The following is a 24353-nucleotide window of genomic DNA, read 5'->3' on the forward strand; positions in this document are numbered from 1 at the left end:
TCAACAGACCCTAATGCTTTGTTGATTTTTTGCCAGACCTTGGCGAAGTGTTCGCTAGGGCAAAAGAACAAACTAGCGCTGGCGATAAATAAACTGCAAGCAGGATACGTAAAATCACTAAAACAAGAATGGGATATGGAATAGTGAGGGTTGCCTTCAAAGCGAGTTAAGCAGGTTTCGACGGCGTCTTGATGCGCATCGAAAGCATGAACGGTGTAGCCTCGACTAAGAAGATACTGAGAGTCTCTTCCAGTTCCACATCCCGCATCTATAGCGGTTTTATTATCGAGAGTAAGTAAATTCGCTGCGCGCTCGACGTTGGGACGGTGCGGCTGCTGCGCGACCTTTTGATAATATTCGTTCCATTTTACTGACATCGTGATTCCTTTCTCACTCTTCTATTTTTGTCGTATTACGTTTCAATAGAACACGACTCCCTTATGTTCTGAGCGGTGGGCTATTCTCTCTGGTTTCTGGTGTTTAGCAGGCGCGTAACGAGAGTTATAGCTGATCTTCAATTGGAAGTATGCCCGAGAACCAAGCGCCCATTTTTCTCCATACACTGGCTTCTGGCTCAGAATCGAATTCTTCACCAGTCTCCATATCAACCCACGCTATGTCGCCATCTTTGATTACGATTTTATAGGCATTTTCTCTGAGCTGTTTGGGCAACTGCGCTAAGGATTTTTGCACGTATTCAGGTTGTTCGATGACGACTGCCATTTCGGTATTGAGTTCAGCGGAACGTGGATCCCAATTCATGGAACCAACAAACAGAGTTTTACCATCGATCATCATGGCTTTGGCATGCAAACTTGCTCTGCTACTGCCCGTGAGACTCCATTTACTTTTGATTTTTGCGCTGGCTTTCACTTCCCAAAGCTTGATCCCAGCTTTAACCAAGTCTTCTCGGTATTTCGCATACCAACCATGAACGGCAAACACATCGTTCGATGCCAAGCTGTTTGTGACTATTGTGATGTCGATACCTCGCTTTGCCGCGTCCGTCAGTGCTTTTGTCCCAGATTTTGTTGGCACAAAGTACGGGGATATCAGTACAAAAGAGTTATCTACGTTTGCTAACAGTTCACTGAGGTTGGCAACAAGTTGGCTTTCTTGAGTTGCAATCTTATCGGGCAAGTCGAACCAAACTTCACCTTGTCCCCAGTATAAATTCAACTTGCCCTGTTGCAGTTCTTCGTAAAGATCGAGTTCTTTAAAATTATAGGGACCAGTAGAGAACTTTTCTTCTAATTTCAAGCTCTTAACTTGAGTTTGAATGGCATCATCGGCAACTCTTTCTGATTCAGGCACAATCCATTCCATTGGAATCGCATACAAGCTGTTCCAGTAAAGGTCGAATTGATCCGCGGTTTGTGTCACAGCCTCGCCATAAAGCATGACATCGAAATCGCCGAATTCGACATTAGATTCAAAAGAGAAGTATTCATTACCAATGTTTCTGCCACCAACAATCGCGGAGACACTATCTGATATTAGTGACTTGTTGTGCATACGACGATTAAGGCGGTCAAAGTCACTCGCAAGAGCAAATACGCGCGCGTCTCGGTATTGATGAGGATTGAACAAACGAATTTCGATGTTAGGGTGAGCATTCAGTTGCGCCATACCTTCATCATTGCGTTTTTGCATGTCATCCAGCAATAGGCGAACACGTACACCGCGTTGAGCGGCTTCATACAATCGCCATGTCATCAGTTGGCTAGTTTCGTCGCTACGGTAAATGTAGTACTGCAAATCCAAACTTTTCTCGGCGGATTCAATCAGAGCTATTCGAGCAAGAAGTGCGTCATTGCCTTGGTTTAGTGGATAAAAACCGGTATCAGAGTCTGGATCTTTGTCGTAGCTTTCAAAAAAATCAGCCAAAGCAGAATCATTTTGATAGCCAAATTGAAAGCTGGTGGATTTCTCACTTGGATCTCTGGGTTGAATGGATGAACACGCTGAGACCAGTAAGAGCATAGAGCCCAAGAGGGCTTTTGAGAGAGAACGTCGCAATGCACACTTCCTTGTTTATCATAACCTTTTGATTATATATCAAGCGTTGGTAACTGGTAATGCGAGCGGGTTAGGTTAAGTCGCAGTTTTCACATTCAAGGCAAAGAGCGCGAAACCACATTTAATGCATGAAAATGGAATATTATTCAGGCGGACAATATCATGTTTTTAACTTATGTTTTGTTGGTAAATGGTTAATATCACTAATATCTGGTGGTAATTACCAACACTGAACTACAAAAAATAGCTAGATTAATTTAACTTATTGATATTTAAAAAGTAAACGATTGGCACACCTATTGCGTATAAACGGTGAGTGTGAGAGGCCGTAACTTGCGAAAGTGGTTAAGTTTTTGTTAATTTTATTAACTTGCCATGGATAGTTCTTTTGTGATCGATAGTCACAAAAACAGCGGAAGCACGGCTCTTTTATAAAGTTGTCTATTTCAGATGCAAATATCTCACTGTTTGTCCGCGGGGAGTGTAAGGTCCAGTTACAAAATCTCGGATTTTTAACGTGGTCTTAAGGCGAATGCCTGATGGGGATGAATAGGAGAATACAAAAATAAAAAAGGATTTTTGATGTTAGCAAAACCAGTATTACGTTGGCTTTTACCCTTCGTCGTGATGGGGGGGGCTTATGCGGGCTATGCCGCTATCGCTGCGACCGCACCAGAAAAAGAGTCAACCAAAGACACCGTTACTGAACCTACAGTACAAACTTCTTCACTTTTTCCAACCGATCATAAAGTCGTAATCACCAGTCATGGTGAGATGGTCCCTTTTGAGAAAACCCACCTCGCTGCACAAGTCAGCGGTGAGGTCGTGAGTTGGCATCCAAACTTTGTCACTGGTGGCATCGTTAAACGTGGTGAAGTGCTATTCACGATTGAAAGTGATAATTACGAAGCGGCAGTACTCCAAGCTGAAGCCGGTTTAGCAAGCGCTCGTGCAGCTCTAATTGAAGAGCAAGCAAAAGCTGAGGTAGCGAAACGTCAAGCGAAGAAGTTAAGCGATAAACAAATTACAGACCTCTATTTACGCAAACCACAGGTGTTAAGTGCTCAAGCGCAAGTGAAGTCAGCGCAAGCAGCCCTGAAACGAGCAAAGCGTGACCTAGAAAACTGCAAAGTGGTAGCACCTTACGATGCTCTCGTTGTTGAACGCGACATCGGTGTCGGTCAATTTGTTTCTTCTGGTTCTCGCGTGGCTACGTTAAATAACATTGAAGTGGCAGAGATCCATGTTCCGATCGCAGGCTTTGACAGTGCGTTCCTCCCTGACTCCTTAAAAGAACTGCGAGCAACGGTGACCCAACAAGGTATTCTTTCAACAACGAGAGAAGGTAAGGTCGTTCGAGATTTAGGAATGATCGACAGCGCGACACGTATGATCAACATGGTCATTCAGGTGAAAGATCCTTATGGCTTAGATAACAAGCAGCCACCGATTAAGTTTGGCTCGTATGTCGAAGTGAGTTTCACAGGTAAAGAACTAAAGCACATTTATCGCTTACCACAAGAGTTAGTGAAAAACCGAACGGTTTGGGTAGTGAATGGTGAAAATGAACTGCAACCAAGAACAGTAAACGTGCTTCGTGCAGAAGGTGAGTTTTTGCTTGTTGGGGAAGGCTTAGAGCAATCAGACATGCTTGTTCTGACTTTGCCTGAGTACCCGCAAAAAGGCATGGCAGTCCAAGTCGCAAAAAAGAATGACGACTCCGAAACCGTCGTACAGTAAGTAGGAGTCAATCATGGAAGAGAATCAACAAAAAGGCATTATTGCCTATTTTGCCAATAACTCTGTCGCTGCAAACTTAATGATGGTGTTCATCATCGTAATGGGCATCGTGAGTTTCTTATTCATTCAACGCCAAATGTTCCCGAATGTTGAGGTTAACTACATCAATATTCGTGCTGCTTATCCAGGTGCTTCTCCACAAGAAATTGAAGAGAGTATTTTGGTGAAAGTGGAAGAGTCGATTAAAGACGTCACCGGCATCAAAAAGACGGTCGCACGCGCATCCCGAGGCAGTGCGCATGTGTCGATTGAAGTGGATGTGAACGCGGACATCAAACGTGTGTTGAACGATGTAAAGCAAAGAGTGGACACCTTATCCAATTTGCCTGCGGGCATGGAGCCGATTAACGTTTATCAAGTGGAGTGGCGACAAGAAGTTATTGAGATGGGGTTAGTCGGGGACCGACCTCTTGAAGAGCTCAAACCTATTGCTAAACAAGTCGAAGATGAGCTTCTGCAACTACAAAACGTTATGTTAGTGGATCTCAGTGCGCCAGAGGAAGAGATTGCGATTGAAGTCGACCCACTTGTTTTGCGTAAGTATGATCTAACACTGAATGACGTGAGTAATGCGATTCGTCGCTATTCTGCTAACTTCTCCGCAGGTGAGGTGAAAACCAACGCAGGTATGATTGCGGTTCGTATTGAGAACCAGTATTACCATGGCGATGAATTTCGAAATATCCCCGTTAAACTCGGCGCAAATGGCGCCAAGGTGTTACTGCAAGACATTGCAACCATCAAAGATGGCTTCACAGAAGAAGATCGTTACTTTGAATATTCAGGTCAAAATGCAATTTACATGGCGGTTCAAGCCACGCGCGACCAAAACATCATTCCTGTTGCAGAGTCTGTTCGTAACTATATTGAAGCAAAGAACAAAACGTTACCTAGCGATATTCAGTTAAAAGTACTGGTTGATATGACCTATTACCTCAATGGTCGTCTCGATATGATGCTGAAAAACTTGCTTCAAGGTGCGGCGCTTGTAGCGATCATGCTGAGCGTGTTCTTGCGTTTCCGCTTGGCGATGTGGGTAATGTTAGGGCTGCCAGTGTGTTTCTTAGGCGCAGTGATGATGATGCCCATGCTTGGTATCACTGTAAATATCGTTTCTTTATTTGCCTTTATTATGGTACTCGGTATCGTTGTCGATGACGCTATCGTGACTGGGGAAAGTGCTTATAGTGAAATCGAAGAGAAGGGCGGTGGTGTCGAAAATGTTGTCACTGGCGTTAAACGTGTTGCTACCCCAGCTACCTTTGGTGTGTTGACTACGATTGCGGTATTTGCACCTTTCCTGCTTTCTAGTGGTATTGATAGTGCTTTCTTTTATGGCATTGCTGGTGTTGTGATCCTGTGTCTTACCTTTAGTTTGATTGAATCTAAGTTGATTCTTCCGGCTCACTTGGCGCATACGAACTTCAAACCAATCAAACCAGATGGATGGCGTGATAGCTTTAACAAGCGTTTCTTTGGTTTTGTGAATGGTCCTTACCGTAGTTTTGTTAAAGCTTGTACGCATTGGCGCTGGACTGTATTTGCCTTCTTCTGTGGCTTGCTTCTTATTAGTGCAGCCTTGGTGAGTTCTAACTATGTGCGTGTGATTCCGAATCCAAAGGTACCAACGGATTATCCTGCGATTACGATTGAAATGAATGACACGGTATCGAGTGAGCAAACCATTAATGCGCTAAAAACCATTGAAGGTGTGATGCAAGAAATCGAAGATCAGATCATCGATGAATACGGTCAAGGTATGATTCGTGACGTGCTGTCTTACAACCGCAGTCGTACTGAAGGTCGCATTCTTGTGCCACTTGTCGATGAAGAATTACGTCCATTTAATACCTTTGAGCTTGCGCGTCGTTGGCGTGAAGCTATGCCTGTGATTCCGGGAATGAAGAGCTTTAAGATCCGTGAGCAAAGTGCAGGCGGTGGTGATCGTGATGAGTTTGGTTACTTATTGTTTGGTTCGGATATTAACGAGCTGAATGAAGCTGGTCGTTACTTGATTGGTCGACTGCAGCAAGAAGAAGGTTTGTATGACGTATCTTCGTCTATCGATTCCGGTAGCAAAGAAGTTCTACTATCACTTGCTCCAGTTGCTTACGACCTTGGTTTGGATCTGACGATGATTGCAGAACAAGTTGGTGGCAGTTTCTATGGTGGTGAAGCGCAACGCATCATTCGTGATGGTGAAGAAATCAAAGTCATGGTGCGTTACCCGCAATTGACTCGTGAAGCGTTTTCTTCTTTACGCTATGCAGTGATCACGACGCCAGCAGGGAAAAAGGTCATGCTGGGTGATGTGGTTAAGATCAACGAACAACCGGGTGTGAGTAGCATTCGACGAGAAGGTGGTTACCAAACCGTTTACGTTTATGGTTCTATTGATGAAGAGTTGGTTGAACCTCAAGAAGTTGTGAAGGTAATTGACGACAACATCTTACCGGACATGAAGCAAGCTTTCCCGAGTGTGAAAACGGAATTGGGCGGTGATATTGAAGAGCAAGCTGCGCAGCGTAACGAGCAAATCATGTTCTTCATTGCAGGCATGATCATCGTATACATCTTGCTGGCTGTGCCGTTGAAGAGCTATACCCAACCGCTGATCGTCATGTCGGTGATTCCGTTTAGCTTAACAGGTGCGATTTGGGGACACTTCTGGCTGGATATGGACATCAGCATGATGTCGACGTTTGGTTTGATCGCGGCAGCGGGTGTGGTTATCAATGATTCCTTGGTGATGACAGATTACGTCAACCAGGTGCGTGAAAAAGGCATGAGCATCAAGCAAGCAGTCGTCGAGGCTGGGTGTGCACGTTTCCGAGCGATCACGCTGACATCGATCACGACGTTTGCTGGTGTTTTACCCATCATGTTTGAAACCAGCTTGCAGGCTCGATTCGTTATCCCTATGGCAGTAGCCCTTGGTTTCGCAGTGCTGTTTGCTACTGTACTTACCTTGATTTTGGTGCCTTGTTTGTACCTGATGCTTGAAGACATTAAAAACATCTTCCGAGCAATCAAACGCTTTTTCGGGCGTGTGATGAGTAAGTTCAAGAAGCCGTCAGCGAATACAACTGGTAGAGAAAGTATGCAAAGCTAGTTTCACCTAGAACGAAATTACAAAGCAGTCTTCGGGCTGCTTTTTTTGTACCTTAAGCGAACTGAAATGAACTTCCTATGCTATAAATTGAGTGAATGGTTAAATATTCATAAATTTTCTTGGTTAATTTAACACTGAGTGTGTGAAATTCGCCACCGAGCAGATGGTAGAAAAATGATGTTTATTTTAAGTTATTGATATTAAAGGTTTAAAAAGTTGGCATTCTATGTGCAATGTATAGGATGCAACCCAATGAACTGCTAATCCCTAAGGAGCTTATTATGCAAAGCGTATTTCTATCTACTCTAGGTCTTATTGCTGTAATGTCATCACCAATCGCTACTGCTAACACTCTAGACAAAGATGAGTGGAGTGCAGATCTACGTCAAGAATTTACAACAATGAAGCATGAGGCAGTTGCGGACATCCAACAAATGAACATGGACGCCATTGATGAACGTGATGAGCGCATTGTTAAACACATCAAAGAACAACAAGCGCAGTTGGTAAAGATCAAGTGCCAGAAGATAGAGGCAACCAAATCTTAAGCTCTGACGTTAAAGATTCCGTGTTAGTCACAAGGAAGCGTGATTAACCAAAGTACATCCGATACAAGGGCGACGTGATGAATTATCGGCGTCAATCTTGTTGCTCTGTTTGCCAATCTATTTAACTAGGTTGGCTTTTTTTGTGTTTACGAGTTAGTGAAAACGAACGATATATCTGGCGACATGATAGACAACAGTAGTGAGTTGAAATAGTTAGAAAGAAAAAAGCCCGCGAAGAATACCTTCGCGGGCGAAAAAAGGGCACCAATTTGGGTGTCTATTCATTTTGGAGATGGTCGAACGTCCATATCATACTGACAATAGGCTTGGTGAGAGGCTTACCACCAGTGCGACCAACGGGGCTAAAGTTAACATTGTTGTAATCATTGTTAAAATGTTAATTCTTCAATCAATGATTTCATTATCGTTAGTTCAAATTGTGAATGTGTTGTCTGTGTGTGTTTTTACTGTGCTAAATGTCGTTTTTGATAATAAAACTTATCATAAACACGGTACCTGTCATTTGAATTAGTTATATAAAAGTCAACATATCGCATTCTCAATTGTTCATATTTGCACTTAATGCCTCATAATAACCTTTTAATTGTTACGTGTTTGTGTGGCTTTTAACGTTTTTCACTGAAAACAAAAAGAGCGACCTAAGCCGCTCTTGTTTGTTTTGATAAGGAAACTTATCGGATTGTTTTAGATCTCTTCGTGCTTATGAACTAGACCGAAGTCAGCCAAAATGGCATAAGCGGCAGGAATCATAAACAGTACCAACAACGTCGAGGCGAAAATACCAAACACGATAGAGATAACCAGAGGTTGGATAACTTGGGCTTGCAAACTGGTTTCCGTTAGCAACGGTAGCAAACCTGCAGCGGTTGTCATCGAGGTTAGGAATACGGCACGGAAACGTTCTCTACTCGCTTTAACGACAGAATCATGAACATTGTCACCTTCATCTACATGATGGCGTATGTACTGTACTAGCAGGATTGAGTCGTTTACTACGATACCAGCCAATGAGACAAAGCCCATCATGCTCGGCATACTTAAGGAATGCCCAAGCACAATATGCCCCCATACTACCCCGATAAAAGCAAGTGGGATCGCGAGCATGACTACAAACGGTTCCAAGTAACTGCGGAATTGGTAACTTAGGATGGCAAACACGCCAAATAACCCAAGCAAGAAGCCTTTGCCCATAGAGGCTCCGGTCTCGGCGGTGTCTTTAGCTTCACCTTCAAAGTCGAAACGTAACCCAGGGTACTTCTGCATCAATTTTGGCGCTTCATCTTGTTGGAATTGGCGAATGATAGCGGTTGAGTTTGCCTTGGTGTTGTCGGTATCACCAAATACGCTCACCGTGCGCAATCCATCAATACGTTGGATGCGTACGTAGTTGCGCTGGAAATTCAATGTTGCAATGGTCGCGAGCGGAATTTGGCTACCGTCTGGCAAGATAATCGGAAAGTTCGCCAACTGCTGTAAGTCGCCTGCTTGCGTTTTATCTAGTCGAACTTCTATCGAAATATTCTCAACGCCGACTTGGATTTCGTCAGCGGTTTGACCAAAAAATGCCGCACGCAGTTGGTTTGCAACAAGCTGACCATTGATGCCATAAGCTTCTGCGCCGGGACGCAATTTAACCAGAACTTCCTCTTTACCCATGCGCATGTCATCAAGCACGCCATGAACACCGTCAAATTGATTAAGATACTGTTGAATATCAATCGAAGCCGCTTTCAATGCATCAAGATCATCATGTTTTGCACGAATTTCTATCGCTCGACCACCCGGTCCCATCGTGGGCTGTTTGAATACCAGAGAGATGGGGTCTGCGAGTTCTCCAATATCTTCACGCCATGCTGCGATAAAGTCATCAATGAGAGTGTTGCGGCTTTCTGCCCCTAACAAGTCCAATCTAACTGTTGCGATATGGGGACCTGATTCGTTGGCATCGGCATTCGCGTTGAATTGACTGGTTATGTGTAGTACGAGCGGATTACCGCCTTCAACTTTTTCAGTCCATTCTTTATCGAGCTTTTGCGCTGATGCGACGATCTTATCTACCACTGCCTCTGTTTGGGATAGCGAAGACCCAGGAGGAAGAATGATACGAGCTTCGGCAATATCACCGTCTAGCTCAGGGAAGGGCTGGAACTTAAGCAAACCGCCAATTAACGTTGCGGCAGAAATCAGCAGCAAAGTAATGACACTGCCCATGAAAGCGTAGCGATACTCAACCACTTTATCTACGGCATTAACCAGCGTGGTATTACGGAAGTTCTCAAAAGATGCCAGTAGCTTTTGTTTGAACTTTGGTGTGGTCTTTTCCTGTTTTTGTTTATGCAGTGAATGAGATAAGTGGTTGGGTAGAATCAAAAATGCTTCCACTAAGCTCAAGCTTAATACCAAGATAAGTACTTGCGGAACCGCCTTTAGCACTGCACCCATTTCACCTTGTAGAAACAGCAGGCTACCAAAGATGCAAACGGTGGTTAAGAAGGAAGAAATTACACCCGGTAAAACTTTCTTAACGCCTTTGATAACGGCGTCATCAATCTCTTCGCCTCGGTCAAGGTGAGCGGCAATGGACTCTGCTATAACGATTGCGTCATCCATCATGATACCGATCGCCATTAGCAAGCCGACTAAGGACATAATGTTGATGGATAGTCCAAGCTGTGCCATCAAAAACAAGCCACCTAAAAATGCAACAGGTAAACCGGCGGCAACCCAAAATGAATAGCGAAAGCTAAAAAACAACCACATCGTAGCGAAGACCAAAATGATACCTTGCCAGCCATTTTTGACCATCATAGTAAGACGATCCCAAAGCACTGACGAGAGATCATTGGTCATTTGTAGCATGACTCCGTCTGGCGCAATGGCTTGCTGTTCTTCCACAAATTGAGCGACACGTTCTTTGATTCTGAGAGCATCGTCTTCTTTGTTTTTACTGATCTTTAGAAGGGCAGAAGGGTGACCATCGAAGAGTACTTTCTGCTCATCTAATTCAAAGCGATCTGTAATCGTAGCGATGTCTTTTAAGCGAATGATTGAGCCATTCGGACCTGAGCCAACAACAATAGTTTCTAGTTCTTCTGGCGTAACGCGGCGTTCGTCAAAACGAATCAGGAAATTTTTGTCTGGTGTTTCAACATTACCACTTGGTAACTTAACGTTTTGACGACCAATTTGCTCCGCAATATCACCCACACTCAGACCTAATTGTCGAATCGCTTGTGTATCAAGCTCTACCCTGTATTGATGATCCGAGAAGCCTGCCACATCGACCAAAGACACGCCGTAATCGAGTTTTAGTGTGCGTTTAAGTTGTTCGGCATACCCTTTTAATTCCGGCCAAGTCGTATCTGCAGTGATTGCCACATCAACGACAGGCTCGTTCCAGTCCAGTTCTTGAACTACGGGCGACTCAATTTCTTGTGGGAAGTCATTGATCGAGTTAATTTGAGTTTGAACGTCAACGAGCATGCGACCGATATCGGCGTCCTCATTTAACTTTAAGATGAGACGAGCTGACCCTTCAATAGCTTCACACTGAGTTTCTTCAATATTAGCGAGTCCATCTACGGCGTCTTCCATACGAACACAGATACTCTCTTCCACTTCTTGAGGGGATGCTCCTGGATAAACCACGCCAGCAAGAATATAAGGGGGATCGAATTCCGGAAAGGTTTCTCGCTTGATGCCAGAGAGGGAAGAAATACCCAAGATAAGCAACGTCAACATCAACAAATTGGCTGCGGTTGGGTGTTTTGCAAAGAATCGGATCATGAGTCGGACCCCTCAGTCACCGTTTGGCTCTGCTCTGATGTTTCCTTCAACAACATGCCGTTGATAGCAGGCAACAGGTCATTAATGATCAACTTTTGACCTTGTTCCAAGGCTCCTTCGACAACGACTTGGTTGTCGCGTCGATAGAGTACCTCAACAGTCACGATTTGAAGGCGGTTATCTTCACCCATCAGGTAGATCTTGTCTCCATGGAGCGCGCGTTCAGGAATAACCCAGCTTGGATTCTGTTGTCCTTCAATCAATGCACGTACAAACATACCGTTCACGAGAGGTGGTACAGACGTTGGTTTCAATGCTCGATAGTCTTGCTCAATCTCCAATATCACCCCAGCGGTGGCTTGGCTTGGATCCACCGTCTCACTGATACGCGCGACTTTAGCAGACCAAGACGCAGATAGGTTGCCGCTATTAAGCTCAATAATGGCGTGGATAGCATTCATATCAGGTTGTGGGATACCAGACTCATCACGTACAAACTCACCAATGCTTGAAGCAAGGGTTTGCATATCATGTATCGATAGCTGGGCTTCAACTTCCATCACATCAATGCCATGCCCTGTGACCATAGTTTGTTGAAGGTTCACTACTTGATTTTGTTCGATATCCACCTGAGCAATGCGCAGATCATATGGGAGCGTGATGATGGTTTTATCAAGTGAACGTTTCGCCTCATCCACTTTGGAAGCGTTGACCTTAACTAACGCCTCAGCGACACGCTTCTCATCTGGCATCAAACCTATCTGATTTTCAATATCAAGCACCAACTTACGCTGAGAAAGCGCACTTTGCTCTTGTTGATCCACATCAGATTGTGATGTTAAGCCTTTCTTGCGTAGGTTTTGTTTACGAGCAAGTTCCTTGTTGGCGATCACTAAACGATTCGCTTCAATTTTTAGTGTGCTTTTTAAGTTCGCTTCTTCTTGGTTTAGCTTAGCCAGAGAGGTTTGTGCAGACTTAAGGTCGGCTTGAGCTTGAACCAGTTTTAATTCGTAATCGAGTGGATCGATCCTTAAGATCTCCGTTCCTGCTTGTAGTACTTGCCCTTTTTCCAATTGTGGGTGGCGATAAACTACTTTTCCAGTGACTTCGGCGATAGCCTTCCACTCAATTTTGGGTGTAATTTTTCCGAACCCAATAGCGATAGGAGCAATGGCTTTCAGTTCAAGAGGAACAGTTTCGACTAACCTTGCGCGATCCCCCGCAGGTTTTACTGGCAAATCTGGTTTGAGGTTAATTGCCAAAAGCAGAATGACGATCCCGGTAGCAAGGGCAGGAAAGAACAGCAGTTTTTTATTCATTTTCATATTGGTTGCCCGAGTCTAAGAGTCCATGTTTCATCAGTTGTATGTTGTGTTCGAACAATCGGTTCAAGAATGCTTCTGAGAGTTCAATACCGTGTATGGCGAGCAGCGCTGGTGGTGCCATAAAAGGGAAAACCATTAAGCTGATATAAGAGACACGACAAAGTTGCGGGTCAGCTCCCTTTCGCAGAACACCACTGTCGACCAACTTATCGAAGATAACCCCTTGCATTGGTTGGCTGATGTCGGCAAATACTTTTTCAAGTAACTTTCGTTGAGTTTCGGAAGGAGGCATGTGCATGACTTGAGCTATTAAGCGAGGAAACTGCGGCACTTTGATCATTTCTCGGTAATAGGTACGCATTAAGTCGAGAAAATTTTGCTCACTGCTGTCTGATACGAGAGCTTGCAATTGCTTCTGCATGGGTGACAGTGTCTCGCGCAGCATCGTTTCAAATAGCCCTTCCTTATTTCCAAAGTAGTAACGAATCATCGCGACATTCACTCCAGCCTTTTGTGCGACCAAACGAGTGGATACTTTGTCGTAGGCCATGATGGTGAAGAGCTCGCGTGCGTGGAGTATTAACTTTTCACGAGCATCAATTTGGTCTGTGGGTCTTCCTGCCTTTCTTTGAGCTTTTGTCACCGTCGCCTCTCAAAATATTAAACATTTGATTAATTATAAGACGGCGATTCGTCATACGACATACGAAAAATTCATCGCTATTTAATCAATTGATTAATTTGTGATGAAGGCGACTTCGAGCAACGAGAGGAGCAGTACGACTCGCATTATGAGTAAGCTAACATCAATGAAAACGATATGTTTCTCAATAAGATATAATTCTCTAGTCAATCGAAAAATCAGTATTTCCTCTTCATAACCATCTCGAACTGAATCTGTTTTCAATTACCATGCTGCGTTAATGATGCTTATTGTGTGAGATGAAGATGATACATAAAACACTAACTAAGCGCGGAAAAATTAGTAATCATCAAAGAGTCTCTACCGACCCTTCGTTCGTGTGGTCTTTCTATAATCAGATTTAACGTGTCCTAGTAAGTGAGAAATGTTGAAACGATTGAAAATATCGTCTTTCATCGATTCATATTTAGTTGAAAATATGGATAAAATTAATTGTAGTCATTCAGTTATTTTGATTAGTTTTCTTTTATATGACTGACATTTTACAACGAGTATTTATTATAAAATGAGTATGAAACTAAAATTTTTAGATCAATTAAAAGATGGTTTTAGAGGAAAGCCAGAATTTTCTAATTTGTTTTATCATGCGTTTCAGGTTGATGATCTCGTTATTTTATTTGAATGCCCAGATAACATATTTGAAGGTGCAGTATACGAGAACAAGATTGAACTAAAGAATTTTAATATCAATTCAGTTAACGGAGATCATGATAGTATAATTAAGCTGGCTTATGTTAATTTTTCTTTTAGTAGAGTTATTTTTAACCCTATAGCACCTGTAAATAAACAAGGTGATCTTTTCGTTAGGTTAGGAATAAAATCAATAGATAGTCATGTGAAAACAACAGAACAACTATCAGATTATTTAGAAAAAGAGTATTTTGATTTTTATCATGACCCAAATCCAAGTTCGGATTCTAAACGTGGATATCATACGGAGTTAATGAAAAAATTTATAAAAAGAGCTAATCGTCAATGGGGAGAATACCCAGAATCTGAAGAAATGATATCAGAAAAAAGACAATACCTTATCGATGGCTTTTACCGCGGCTATCCCCCAATAAAGTGTAAAAATGTAAAAATAGGCAAATATACGTTTTCTAAGTATTTGGAAGGAAGTTTAAAGTATAAAGGGGAGTTTAGTCGAGTATATAATGTAATCATCAGAGATGGGTTCTGTCTACGTATTGAGTTTTGGTACGCAACTCAATATGGCTATCCTAAGAAAAAATTTTTGAAATGGATTGAAAGAGCTGACGAAACATTTGAAAAAGAAGTGCTGAAACGATTAGAAATATCACCTTTTATCGATTCATATCTAGGCAAGAATTGGAGGATTGAATAATGTTTTGAATGATTATATTTTATAGAGTTGAATTTTTAAAAAAGTGTTTTTGATAAATGAGTATAAAATTGAAATTTTTAGAACAGTTAAAAGATGGTTTCAAAGAAAAGCCAGAGTTTTCTAGTTTGTTTCATCATATATTTAAAGTTGATGATTTCATTGTTTTATTCTTATGTCCAGACAATATGTATGAATATTCAATATATGATGATGTAGTTGATCTAGACAAGTTTGATGATAATTCGTTTCATGAAGGTCATGAAAAAATAATTGAATTGGCTTCTGTAAACTTTCTTTTTAGTCGAGTGATTTTTAATCCTATTGCCCCGGTTAATAAGCAAGGAGATCTTTTTATTAAAATAAAAATAAAGTCGATAGACAGAAATATAAAAACAAGTAATCAGCTCTCAAGCTACTTAGAAAATGAATATTTGGAATATTATCATGATCCGAATCCATGTTCAGACTCTACGCGTGGAGAGCATACAGAGTCAATGAGAGATTTTACTGAAAGAGCAAATCGTCAATGGGGAGAAAACCCAGAGCGTGAAGAAATGATATTGGAAAAAGAAAAATATCTTATCGATAGTTTTTACTATAGCTATCCACCAATAAAGTGTGAAAATGAAAAAATAGGTAAATATACGTTTTCTAAGTATTTGGAAGGAAGTTTAAAGTATAAAGGGGAGTTCAGTCGAGTATATAATTTAATCATTAAAGATGGATTCTGCTTAAGTATTGAGTTTTGGTATGTAACTCAATATGGCTATCCTAAGAAAAAGTTTTTGAAATGGATTGAAAGAGCTGACGAAACATTTGAAAAAGAAGTGTTAGAACGATTGGAAATTTCAAATTGTATTGATTCCTCAATGGTTTATAACATTAAAGCTTAAACATTAGCTAAATATCATATTTTTATCAGTGAATTTTATGTAAATTAATTATTGGATTAAATAGGATGGAAATTTGAAAATATTTAAATTGCTCCTAGATGGTTTCAAAGGGAAGCTTGACTTATCTGAAATGTCCATCGATATTTTTAGAGTCGACGATTACTTGATTAAATTTGAATTCCCGAAAGATACATTGGAAAAGCGTCATTACGAAGATAGCTTTCTTTTTGAAGACTTTAATATTAAATCTACTGAGTATATACACCAGAAATATGTCAATCTATTCTATGTTGGTTATTCTTTCAGGAAGATAGTAACAAATTATATTTTTCCTGTGAACACTTTAGGTAAACTGTATATTAATTTAAGAATTAAAAAATCAAATGCCACTATTGAAACTGAAAATGAATTATCAAATTTTATAGAAAGAGAATATAACGACTATTATCATGATCCTAATCCATGCAGTGATTCTATGCGTGGTTATCATACAGACTTAATGAATGATGCCAGAATAATTGCAGATCAGCGTTGGGGAGTTAATCCTGACGATGAAGATAAAATAAAGAAAAAAGAAAAATATCTTATACATAGTTTCTTTTTGGGGTATCCACCTATTAAATGTAAAGAGGTAAATATAGGTAATCATCGATGTGTTAAATATGAAGAAGGAAACGTTTATTATAAATATGATCTAAAGCGAGTATATAACATAATAATTAGTGGTGGATTTTATCTTAGTGTAGAGTTTTGGTATAAATTAGACTCTAGTTATACAAATAAAAAATTGTTAAATTGGGTGAGTAATGCCGATGCAAAATTCGAAAAAGAAATGTTAGAACGATTGGAATTGTCTAATTATATTGACTCTTGTTTAAATTCTGCTGAGGAACAGTTGCGAGAGAACAGTGCAAAGCAAAAGGCGAGGGTGGTAGGAAAATATGCGAAAATAGGAAAGCACTGATGTACATTTCTTCATTTTTTAATCTTAAGTTTCGGGCAGGAGCTAAGCTTGCTCAAACGCAACAAAGACTCTATCGGTTTGGTAGTTTAATTTGTGACTTGACTGTTCCTGAAGGGTTTAACGAAAGTAGTCTAAGTGGTAATTTGCCAGAAGTGGATTTTGAATACTATCTTAATAATTCAAAAACTAAATATCATAACGATATTATTGAAATATCACGTTTAGATTGGTTTTACCATACGTTAATTCCATATCCTATGAATTATAGTTACTATGGTAAATTGACCGTTAAAATTCAATTGATCCCTTTTCTTTTTAAACATAAAAAAGAAATAGACATGGATTGTATAAAAAGAGATATTGAACAAAGATATGAAACATTCTATAACGCAGAGGAATATGATCATGAAACAGGAAGAGGGTATAATAAATTTAAAATTAAGCTAATTAATAAACATTTCAACGAAAATTACATTATTGGTGATTTGAGACTTAAGGAAAGCCTTATAAATAAACGAATTCAAGAAGTTTTAATAAAAAATCCTGAATTTGTTTTTAGGGATAATTATATAATGTATGAAGAGGTTCGTTCAGAATCAAATCTAAAGAATCAGTATTTCTATATCCTCAATGAATATGGATATATTAATTTGGAAGTCCACCATGATGGATGGAATGATAAATATATGGGTGTCTGCTTCGAAAATTCGAAACAGGCAGAAGAGATTATAGTGTCTTCATTACATGTTTCTAAATATATTGAAGAAGGCTCTTCTGAGCACTTGCTGAAGTAGGCTAGGTTTCATCAGAGCATGATTTTTTATCTACCTATTAGCAGTTAGTGTTGAACCACTAACCCCAATTCAACAAGGTCCAATTCGGTCTATCAGCGTGCACTTTTAAGCGAGGGCATGGATTCACAAGGTAGACGTAATTTGCGTATTCACACAGTGGCAAGTCGTTGATTGAATCAGTATAGAAGTGGATTTCCGAATAGGACTTTGCCTGCGTCGCCAACCACTGTTTTAATCGGGTAACTTTGCCTTCTCGGTAACTTGGGATTCCATCGATTTCTGCGGTATAGCGGTTATCAGCCACCACCAAGTCAATTCCAAGAGCAGTCGGAATACCCAGATGTCGTCCAACAGCTGTCACTAAAAAAGTGACACTTGCTGAGATGATGACCATATCAATATCATCACCAGACAGTTGCTCAATGAGCGTTTTGGCTTGAGGGTACTGTCTAGCCAGAATATGCTTTTCAACGCACTCTTCAACCAAGGCGTTGACTTCTTTAATCGGCATGTTTTCTATTGGCTTCATGGAAAACGCTAGGTAATCTTCCATCTCCATTTTCCCTTCTGCGTACAAGCTCATTAGGCGAAGATCTTCCTCAATAAAGTTAGGCTCAGTTGCGATGCCTTTCTCCACCAAAAACTCATTCCAAATCATTGCACAATCAGCGTTGATTAAGGTCTCATCCATATCAAATACATACAAAGGTTTGGACATAGTTCGGTTCTCACTGGTTGGGTTGAGGACGATGTAACTTGTCGCTCAGTACAGAGCGAGGCTTATGAGTGTGTGAGGTATGCTAACGACAAACTGTGACGGTTTCGTTGCACTTTCTCCGGACTATCACAAAACTTAGTTTCAATGATTAGGGATGAAGCATTTCTGAGTTGGCGTTAGAGAGCTACAATAGAACTTTCGAATCTAATCTTATTCTTGTGTACTGAATACAGTCACGCTTTTGAGCGATAATAGACTCACTCGCAAAGCGAACATTAAGAAAAATACAAAAAGAACCCCCGATATGAACCAGTATGTAAATGATCCATCCAATTATCAGTTACTAATTAAAAACTTGCTGTTTTCCCCAGTTGCTTTCAACCCAGAGCAAGAAATCGTCTACGCTAATCACCGTCGTCATAGCTACAAAACGTTTCATGACCGTGTAAGACAGTTTGCCAACGCGCTTACCAAAATGGGCGTGAAAAAAGGCGATACGGTTGCTGTGATGGATTACGACTCCCACCGTTACCTTGAGTGTTACTTTGCTATCCCAATGATTGGTGCCAAGCTGCACATGATTAACGTTCGTTTGTCTCCAGAACAGATCCTTTACACCATTGATCATGCCGAAGATGACATCATTCTTATTCATGAAGAGTTTCTACCAATCTTAGACCAGATCAAAGGGCGCATTGATACGGTCACTCGCTACGTTGTGTTACGTGATGATGAAGAGTGTGAGTATGAACGCCTTCTTGAACAGGAAAGCACGGAATACAATTTCCCTGATTTCGATGAAAACACGGTGGCGACAACTTTCTACACCACGGGTACTACAGGATTTCCAAAAGGCGTTTTCTTCACGCATCGTCAACTTGTTCTTCATACTATGGGTATATTAAGCACAATCGGTACCAACGCTTCACAAGGTCGATTGCATCAAGGTGACATCTACATGCCGATTACGCCGATGTTTCATGTCCATGCTTGGGGGCTTCCATATATGGCAACCATGCTTGGTGTTAAGCAAGTCTACCCGGGTAAGTATGTTCCAGATGTTTTGCTTAACCTGATTGAGCAAGAGAAGGTGACGTTCTCACACTGTGTGCCGACTATTTTGCATCTACTTCTGAGCTCTCCAAAGTCGAAAGCGATGGACTTTTCTGGGTGGAAAGTCGTCATTGGTGGTGCTGCGCTACCAAAAGCATTATGTAAATCAGCTCTAGAACGTGATATCGACGTATTTGCTGGTTACGGCATGAGTGAGACTGGACCTATTCTTTCTATCGTCCAATTGACGCCTGAGCAATTAGAGTTAGATGTCGACCAACAAGCGGAATATCGCTCGAAGACAGGTAAGAAAGTTGCGCTTGTAGAAGCGTATATTGTGGATGAGGATATGAACAAACTGCCTCATGATGGCGAAACCGCTGGTGAAATTGTTGTTCGTGCACCTTGGTTAACGCCTAACTACTACAAAGACAACAAAAACTCTAAAGCACTATGGCGTGGCGGTTACCTGCACACAGGTGATGTGGCGCATATTGATGACGAAGGCTTTATCAAGATCACTGACCGCGTAAAAGATATGATTAAGATATCTGGTGAGTGGGTAAGTTCTTTAGAGCTTGAAGACATTCTCCACCAGCATCAGAGTGTTTCCGAAGTTGCGGTGATTGGTATGCCGCACAACAAGTGGGGTGAAGTGCCGTTAGCTTTGGTGACTTTGAAAGAAGACGCTCAAGTCACAGAAAAGGAACTGTTAGGTTTTGCGAAAGACTTCATCAATAAAGGGATTCTTGCTAGAGAAGCATTACTACTTAAAGTGAAGATAGTGGACGAGATTGCTAAGACCAGCGTTGGTAAAGTGGATAAGAAAGAACTGCGTAAACTTCATCTGTAAGTAGTGAAACTTTTTGAATCCAAACCATAATATTCGGCCCCGACACAGGTTATCTATCGGGGCCGATTTTCATTTAGTTAAGGCTGCGTACTCAGTAACGTACTAAATCAAACCTTGCTCTTTCGCCATGTGGTTCGCGATGCTTGGTGCTTTCCAAATGCTTGGCAGCAGAATAAAAGACACGGGTACTGCCGTAATGACGATGAAAGACTGCAGTGCAGAGATACCACCTGAGCCCATAGAAATAAGTGCGATTGCCACCACCCCCATCATCAAGCCCCAAAATGAACGAATAACGGCATTTGGCTCGGTAGAACCCGTCATCACGACACTAATGGTGTAAGTCATTGAATCACCAGTCGTTACGATAAAAGTCGTAGTCAGGATCAAAAACAATACTGAAATCACCATTGGGAATGGCAATTCAGAGGTAATGGCAAGTAGAACTGCGGGAAGGTTAAAGCCTTCGAATGCTGATGAAATCAAACCTGGGTTTGCTAGCTCGAAGGCCAAGCCGCTGCCGCCAACAATGCTGAACCAGAAGCAGGTGATCAAAGGCGCAGCGATGCTGATAGAGAGGATCAACTGACGAATGGTTCTGCCTCGTGAAATACGAGCAATGAAAATCGCCATCATTGGTCCGTAACCAATAAACCAACCCCAGAAGAAAACCGTCCACCAACTTAACCATTCTGTGTCACCACGATAAAGCGCCATTGGGAAGAAGTTATCAACCATGCGACCAATGCCTTGTACGTAACCATCCACAATAAAGCTAGTTGGTCCGAAGAACAGAATGTAACCAATCAATGCTACAGACAACACAATGTTGTAACGGCTAACAAGTTGAATGCCCTTGCTCACGCCGCTTAGCGCTGACAAAGTGTACATGAGAATCGCAGCGACAATCACCAGGCTTTGAGTAATGAAGGTATCTGGCAAACCAAACAGAGAGTTCAATGCGTAGCTGATTTGTAGACCTAAGAAGCCGATAGGACCAATAGTACCAGCGGCTACAGCAATGATGCTGCACGCGTCTGCGACATCACCAATTCGACCGTGAATCGCTTTGTCGCCAAACACAGGGTACAGCAAAGTGCGTGGTTTAAGCGGTAAACCTTTGTCGTAGTGAAGGTGCATTAACACCACAGAAGAAAGACAACCTAAGATAGCCCAAGCAAGGAAGCCCCAATGCATGAAAGACTGAGAAAGCGCATTGATTGCAGAGGCTTTTGGTGAGGCTTCACCATATAAAGGTGGTGCAGAAACAAAGTGAGCAATAGGCTCAGCTGCAGCCCAGAATACACCGCCACCAGCAAGTAGGGTGCAAAGTACGATTGATAGCCATTTAAAGGTATCGATATCTGGTCTCGCTAAACCACCTAAGCGTACGTAACCCGTACGACCTAGCGCAATAGCCAAACCAATAAGGAAATTCAGAAGGAGTAATACTTGCCAGAAGGCACCGAAGTATTGAGTTGCAAAGCCAAAGCCTGCATTAACCATTGCGGTCAGAGAGTCTGTATTCGTTAGAGCTAGCAAAACAAACACAGTGAGGAAGCTACCACTTAACCAGAAAACAGGGTTAGTGAGTTCAAGACGCTTGAGAAGGGAAGGAGGATGAATCGCAGAATAGTCTGCCTCCTGAATAGGAGCATGAGAGGCGGCGTTCGTCATATTTGACATAATTACTTCGCTTTTTAGGGCTCGGAAGCCGTGCATTTCCCTCACACGAATAGCTCGAAAAGTGTGAGGATGATCAAAAAGCCGCTGATACTAGCACGTTGAGCACACCAATATAACCGTAGAGCCAGATTAATTATGGAAATCTGAAGCAAATTACTGATTTTGGGGTAGAGATCTTTTGCGTGAAGTGCGCCGCATTTCATACGTAAATGACATTTCCCTTATTCTTGCAAGGACATCTCAGGATTACATTGAGCCAACCTGTTCTAATAAAAATTGAAGGTCTTATCCTATGGCTCATGTTGAACTCAATGGAATGTGGCAGTTAACTTCACCACAGCACCCAGATATCGATATTCCAATGACTTTGCCTGGAGACAACGTTTCTGCGTTGTTACAAGCAGAGCTCATCCCTAATCCTTATTTTGCGGATAACGAAGCGAAAGTTCGTTGGATTGAAACGTGTGATTGGCATATTTCACGTCAGTTTGATGTGGATGACGCAGTGCTCTTTGCCAAACAAGTTTGGATGACACTTACTCGCGTTGATACTTTAGCGACGTTTTACATTAATGGTGAGCAAGTACTAACTTGCAGCAACATGTTTGCCCAACAACGTCTTGATATTAAACCTTACTTAAAACAAGGCACTAACACGATTCGAGTTGAGTTTGCTCGCGTAGATTTAGAAGGCGCAGAGCGAGCAAAGAAACTGCCGTTTCCTATTCCTTCTGCAATGGGGAACAACCAGATCCCGCACATGAACTTGATTCGCAAAACTCAATGTCATTCGGGATGGGATTGGGGTATTTGTTTAATGGTCTCGGGTATCTATGACCCGATTCAAATCGATGTTGTCGAGGACGTGTGGTTAAAAAGCTTCTCCACAAACCAGCAATGGCAGACAGATGGAAGTGTATTGGTTGACGTTCTTATAGAGGTAGAGGCTGGCAATCAATGTCATGAAATCATTGTTAATTTTAATGGTGAACGACAAGTGCTCCAAACCGAAGGAAGTGGTCACTATCACTGTGAGTTCCTTGTAAGCGAACCTAAGCTTTGGTGGCCGGCAGGTTATGGTGAAGCGCACCTCTATTCCATTTCAGTCACTTCTGGTGAACAAACTCTAGTCCGTAAGATTGGTTTACGAGAGTTGAGCTTAAATAATCAAGCTGATGAACATGGATCGGCGATGGAATTCATCATTAATGGCACTCCGATTAATGCTAAGGGGGCGAACTGGATTCCGATCGATGCCATGCCGGGGCGTGAGTGCGAAACCCGCTACCGAACGCTTTTACAAAGTGCCGTTGATGCCAACATGAACATGATTCGTGTCTGGGGTGGTGGGCAGTATGAGAGTGAAACCTTCTATGACTTGTGTGATGAACTGGGGCTGTTAGTTTGGCAAGACATGATGTTTGCTTGTTCGCTTTACCCTTCTAGCGATGACTTCTTAAAAGAAGTTGAACAAGAACTGCGTTTCCAAATTCCACGCTTAAAAGAACACCCATCTATTGCGTTATGGTGTGGCGACAATGAAGTTATTGGAGCTATTGGCTGGTATGACGAATCCAAGCATAACAAAGTGAAATATACGGTGAACTATGACCGTCTCAACCGCATGATAGAGCAGGTGATCGGACAGTTAGACGAATCTCGTCGTTTTTGGCCTAGCTCTCCTTGTAATGGTGAACTGGACTTCGGAGATGCTTGGCATGATGACAGTAAAGGTGACATGCATTTTTGGGATGTGTGGCATTCAGGAAAATCATTTAATGCCTACCTAAACATTAATCCTCGCTTTTGCTCAGAATTTGGTTTCCAATCTTGGCCTTCGTTTGCGGAAGCAAAACAGTTTGTACCGGAACAAGACTGGAACGTTACGTCACCTACCTTTGAGCAGCACCAAAAGAACCCACGTGGTAACAGCATCATTACTGAGATGTTCACCCGATATTTCCGTTTTCCTAGCGGCTTTGAGCAAATGTTGTACCTTAGCCAAGTGCAGCAAGCGATGGCTATCAAAACTGCGTGTGACCATTGGCGAGCCATCACACCGATATGTCGTGGCATGTTGTATTGGCAACTTAATGACAACTGGCCTGTGAGTTCATGGTCTAGCCTCGAATACAGTGGTCGTTGGAAGCAGTTGCATTACCATGCGAAACGCTTCTTTGCACCTCAGTATTTCGTGTTCTCGGAACACACAGGCAACTTGAGTCTGCATCTGCTCAACGATGCCAAAATACCAGTTAGTGCGGATATTCAACTTCATTGGGTTAATTGGCAAGGCGAAATTGAGAAAACTTGGCAGATAGAGAAAACGGTGACGAATGATAGCAATACTGTCATTTGGTCTTTAGATGAGCAGGTTGACCTAGTTGGTTTGGGCGACCTGAAATCAGGGTTCTTGTATGTGGAAGCGCAGGTGGGTGATGAACGAATCAACAATACCTGGTTTAGCACTCATGAACTGAAGACGCTACCTATGGTTAAAGCAAATATTGAAGTAACGATTGAAGCAAACCAAGTGACCCTACGGGCAAATAAAGCGGCGTTTTTTGTTCATTTGGAGTGTGATACGGCTGGGCGCTTTGAAGATTCAAGCATCACTTTATTGGCAAACCAGCCCGTTACGTTAACATTCTTGGGTGACGATTGGGCGGCAATGGCAGAGTCTCTGCGTGTTTACCACTTGATGCAATAACGGAAAGCACTTTTGAAAGGGGG

General features: G+C 42.0%; 16 protein-coding genes. 9 read left to right on the forward strand and 7 right to left on the reverse strand.

All coding sequences use genetic code 11. The features are described from left to right. Together VHA02S_RS19475 and VHA02S_RS19480 are read right to left on the reverse strand one after the other, a co-directional pair. Nucleotides 1-377, reverse strand: a 377-nt coding sequence (locus tag VHA02S_RS19475) for a class I SAM-dependent methyltransferase (RefSeq protein WP_155725049.1), incomplete at its 3' end; no start/stop codon positions are given. A 124-nt stretch (nt 378-501) separates the two neighbouring features. Then, on the reverse strand, nt 502-2019 hold the full coding sequence (locus VHA02S_RS19480) for a phospholipase D family protein (RefSeq protein ID WP_038898799.1): 1518 nt from the start codon (nt 2017-2019) through the stop codon (nt 502-504). A 582-nt stretch (nt 2020-2601) separates the two neighbouring features. On the opposite strand from VHA02S_RS19480, the gene VHA02S_RS19485 reads away from it, so the two are divergent. From VHA02S_RS19485 to VHA02S_RS19495, 3 genes are all read left to right on the forward strand, one after another. Continuing rightward, entirely contained in the window at nt 2602-3759 is a 1158-nt protein-coding gene (locus tag VHA02S_RS19485) for an efflux RND transporter periplasmic adaptor subunit (RefSeq protein WP_009697217.1), read from the forward strand. 13 nt (nt 3760-3772) lie between these two features. After that, nucleotides 3773-6931, forward strand: a complete 3159-nt coding sequence (locus tag VHA02S_RS19490) for an efflux RND transporter permease subunit (RefSeq protein WP_038898798.1) — start codon at nt 3773-3775, stop codon at nt 6929-6931. Nucleotides 6932-7212: 281 nt separating this feature from the next. Beyond that, a complete protein-coding gene (locus VHA02S_RS19495; RefSeq protein WP_005449840.1) occupies nt 7213-7479 on the forward strand; it encodes a hypothetical protein in 267 nt (88 codons plus the stop codon). A gap of 705 nt (nt 7480-8184) precedes the next feature. Here the strand turns inward: VHA02S_RS19495 and VHA02S_RS19500 are convergent. From VHA02S_RS19500 to VHA02S_RS19510, 3 genes are read right to left on the reverse strand one after another with little or no spacing between them, the layout of a single operon-like run. Next, a complete protein-coding gene (locus VHA02S_RS19500) occupies nt 8185-11286 on the reverse strand; it encodes an efflux RND transporter permease subunit (protein ID WP_038898797.1) in 3102 nt (1033 codons plus the stop codon). Continuing rightward, nucleotides 11283-12611 carry an efflux RND transporter periplasmic adaptor subunit gene (locus tag VHA02S_RS19505; RefSeq protein WP_038898796.1) on the reverse strand — a complete coding sequence of 443 codons (1329 nt, stop codon included), beginning with the start codon at nt 12609-12611 and terminating at the stop codon, nt 11283-11285. Before VHA02S_RS19505 ends, VHA02S_RS19500 begins: the two co-directional genes overlap by 4 nt. After that, nucleotides 12598-13254 carry a TetR/AcrR family transcriptional regulator gene (locus VHA02S_RS19510; protein WP_038898795.1) on the reverse strand — a complete coding sequence of 219 codons (657 nt, stop codon included), beginning with the start codon at nt 13252-13254 and terminating at the stop codon, nt 12598-12600. Before VHA02S_RS19510 ends, VHA02S_RS19505 begins: the two co-directional genes overlap by 14 nt. Before the next feature lie 571 nt (nt 13255-13825). On the opposite strand from VHA02S_RS19510, the gene VHA02S_RS19515 reads away from it, so the two are divergent. From VHA02S_RS19515 to VHA02S_RS19530, 4 genes are all read left to right on the forward strand, one after another. Continuing rightward, nucleotides 13826-14659: a hypothetical protein gene (locus VHA02S_RS19515; RefSeq protein ID WP_038898794.1), complete on the forward strand. Its 834-nt coding sequence runs from the start codon at nt 13826-13828 to the stop codon at nt 14657-14659. Nucleotides 14660-14727: 68 nt separating this feature from the next. After that, nucleotides 14728-15552, forward strand: a complete 825-nt coding sequence (locus VHA02S_RS19520) for a DNAase (protein WP_227740464.1) — start codon at nt 14728-14730, stop codon at nt 15550-15552. Nucleotides 15553-15625: 73 nt separating this feature from the next. After that, the gene (locus VHA02S_RS19525) at nt 15626-16516 is read left to right on the forward strand and encodes a hypothetical protein (protein ID WP_038898792.1); all 891 of its coding nucleotides are present in this window, start codon (nt 15626-15628) and stop codon (nt 16514-16516) included. Beyond that, on the forward strand, nt 16516-17310 hold the full coding sequence (locus tag VHA02S_RS19530; RefSeq protein WP_038898791.1) for a hypothetical protein: 795 nt from the start codon (nt 16516-16518) through the stop codon (nt 17308-17310). Before VHA02S_RS19525 ends, VHA02S_RS19530 begins: the two co-directional genes overlap by 1 nt. Nucleotides 17311-17368: 58 nt before the next feature. Here the strand turns inward: VHA02S_RS19530 and VHA02S_RS19535 are convergent, their stop codons facing one another. Beyond that, complete coding sequence (locus tag VHA02S_RS19535; protein ID WP_038898789.1) at nt 17369-18028, reverse strand: HAD family hydrolase; 660 nt, start codon at nt 18026-18028, stop codon at nt 17369-17371. Nucleotides 18029-18332: 304 nt separating this feature from the next. On the opposite strand from VHA02S_RS19535, the gene VHA02S_RS19540 reads away from it, so the two are divergent. Next, nucleotides 18333-19934, forward strand: coding sequence for a long-chain fatty acid--CoA ligase (locus VHA02S_RS19540; protein WP_017819392.1), 1602 nt, complete (start codon nt 18333-18335; stop codon nt 19932-19934). A gap of 102 nt (nt 19935-20036) precedes the next feature. Here VHA02S_RS19540 and VHA02S_RS19545 read toward each other — a convergent pair whose 3' ends face one another. Further along, a complete protein-coding gene (locus VHA02S_RS19545; RefSeq protein WP_017188630.1) occupies nt 20037-21620 on the reverse strand; it encodes a BCCT family transporter in 1584 nt (527 codons plus the stop codon). Between the two features lie 292 nt (nt 21621-21912). On the opposite strand from VHA02S_RS19545, the gene VHA02S_RS19550 reads away from it, so the two are divergent. Beyond that, nucleotides 21913-24330, forward strand: a complete 2418-nt coding sequence (locus tag VHA02S_RS19550; RefSeq protein ID WP_038898788.1) for a beta-mannosidase — start codon at nt 21913-21915, stop codon at nt 24328-24330. Nucleotides 24331-24353 lie beyond the last annotated feature (23 nt).

It is taken from the genome of Vibrio harveyi NBRC 15634 = ATCC 14126 = KCTC 12724, assembly GCF_001591145.1.
GTDB classification, from domain to species: Bacteria; Pseudomonadota; Gammaproteobacteria; order Enterobacterales; family Vibrionaceae; genus Vibrio; species Vibrio harveyi.

Bases quoted from the DNA above. Each gene is read 5' to 3' on its own strand.
- VHA02S_RS19485 (WP_009697217.1), top strand. From the start codon at position 2,602: ATGTTAGCAAAACCAGTATTACGTTGGCTTTTACCCTTCGTCGTGATG.
- VHA02S_RS19490 (WP_038898798.1), top strand. From the start codon at position 3,773: ATGGAAGAGAATCAACAAAAAGGCATTATTGCCTATTTTGCCAATAAC.
- VHA02S_RS19495 (WP_005449840.1), top strand. From the start codon at position 7,213: ATGCAAAGCGTATTTCTATCTACTCTAGGTCTTATTGCTGTAATGTCA.
- VHA02S_RS19500 (WP_038898797.1), bottom strand. From the start codon at position 11,286: ATGATCCGATTCTTTGCAAAACACCCAACCGCAGCCAATTTGTTGATG.
- VHA02S_RS19505 (WP_038898796.1), bottom strand. From the start codon at position 12,611: ATGAAAATGAATAAAAAACTGCTGTTCTTTCCTGCCCTTGCTACCGGG.
- VHA02S_RS19515 (WP_038898794.1), top strand. From the start codon at position 13,826: ATGAAACTAAAATTTTTAGATCAATTAAAAGATGGTTTTAGAGGAAAG.
- VHA02S_RS19530 (WP_038898791.1), top strand. From the start codon at position 16,516: ATGTACATTTCTTCATTTTTTAATCTTAAGTTTCGGGCAGGAGCTAAG.
- VHA02S_RS19535 (WP_038898789.1), bottom strand. From the start codon at position 18,028: ATGTCCAAACCTTTGTATGTATTTGATATGGATGAGACCTTAATCAAC.
- VHA02S_RS19540 (WP_017819392.1), top strand. From the start codon at position 18,333: ATGAACCAGTATGTAAATGATCCATCCAATTATCAGTTACTAATTAAA.
- VHA02S_RS19545 (WP_017188630.1), bottom strand. From the start codon at position 21,620: ATGTCAAATATGACGAACGCCGCCTCTCATGCTCCTATTCAGGAGGCA.
- VHA02S_RS19550 (WP_038898788.1), top strand. From the start codon at position 21,913: ATGGCTCATGTTGAACTCAATGGAATGTGGCAGTTAACTTCACCACAG.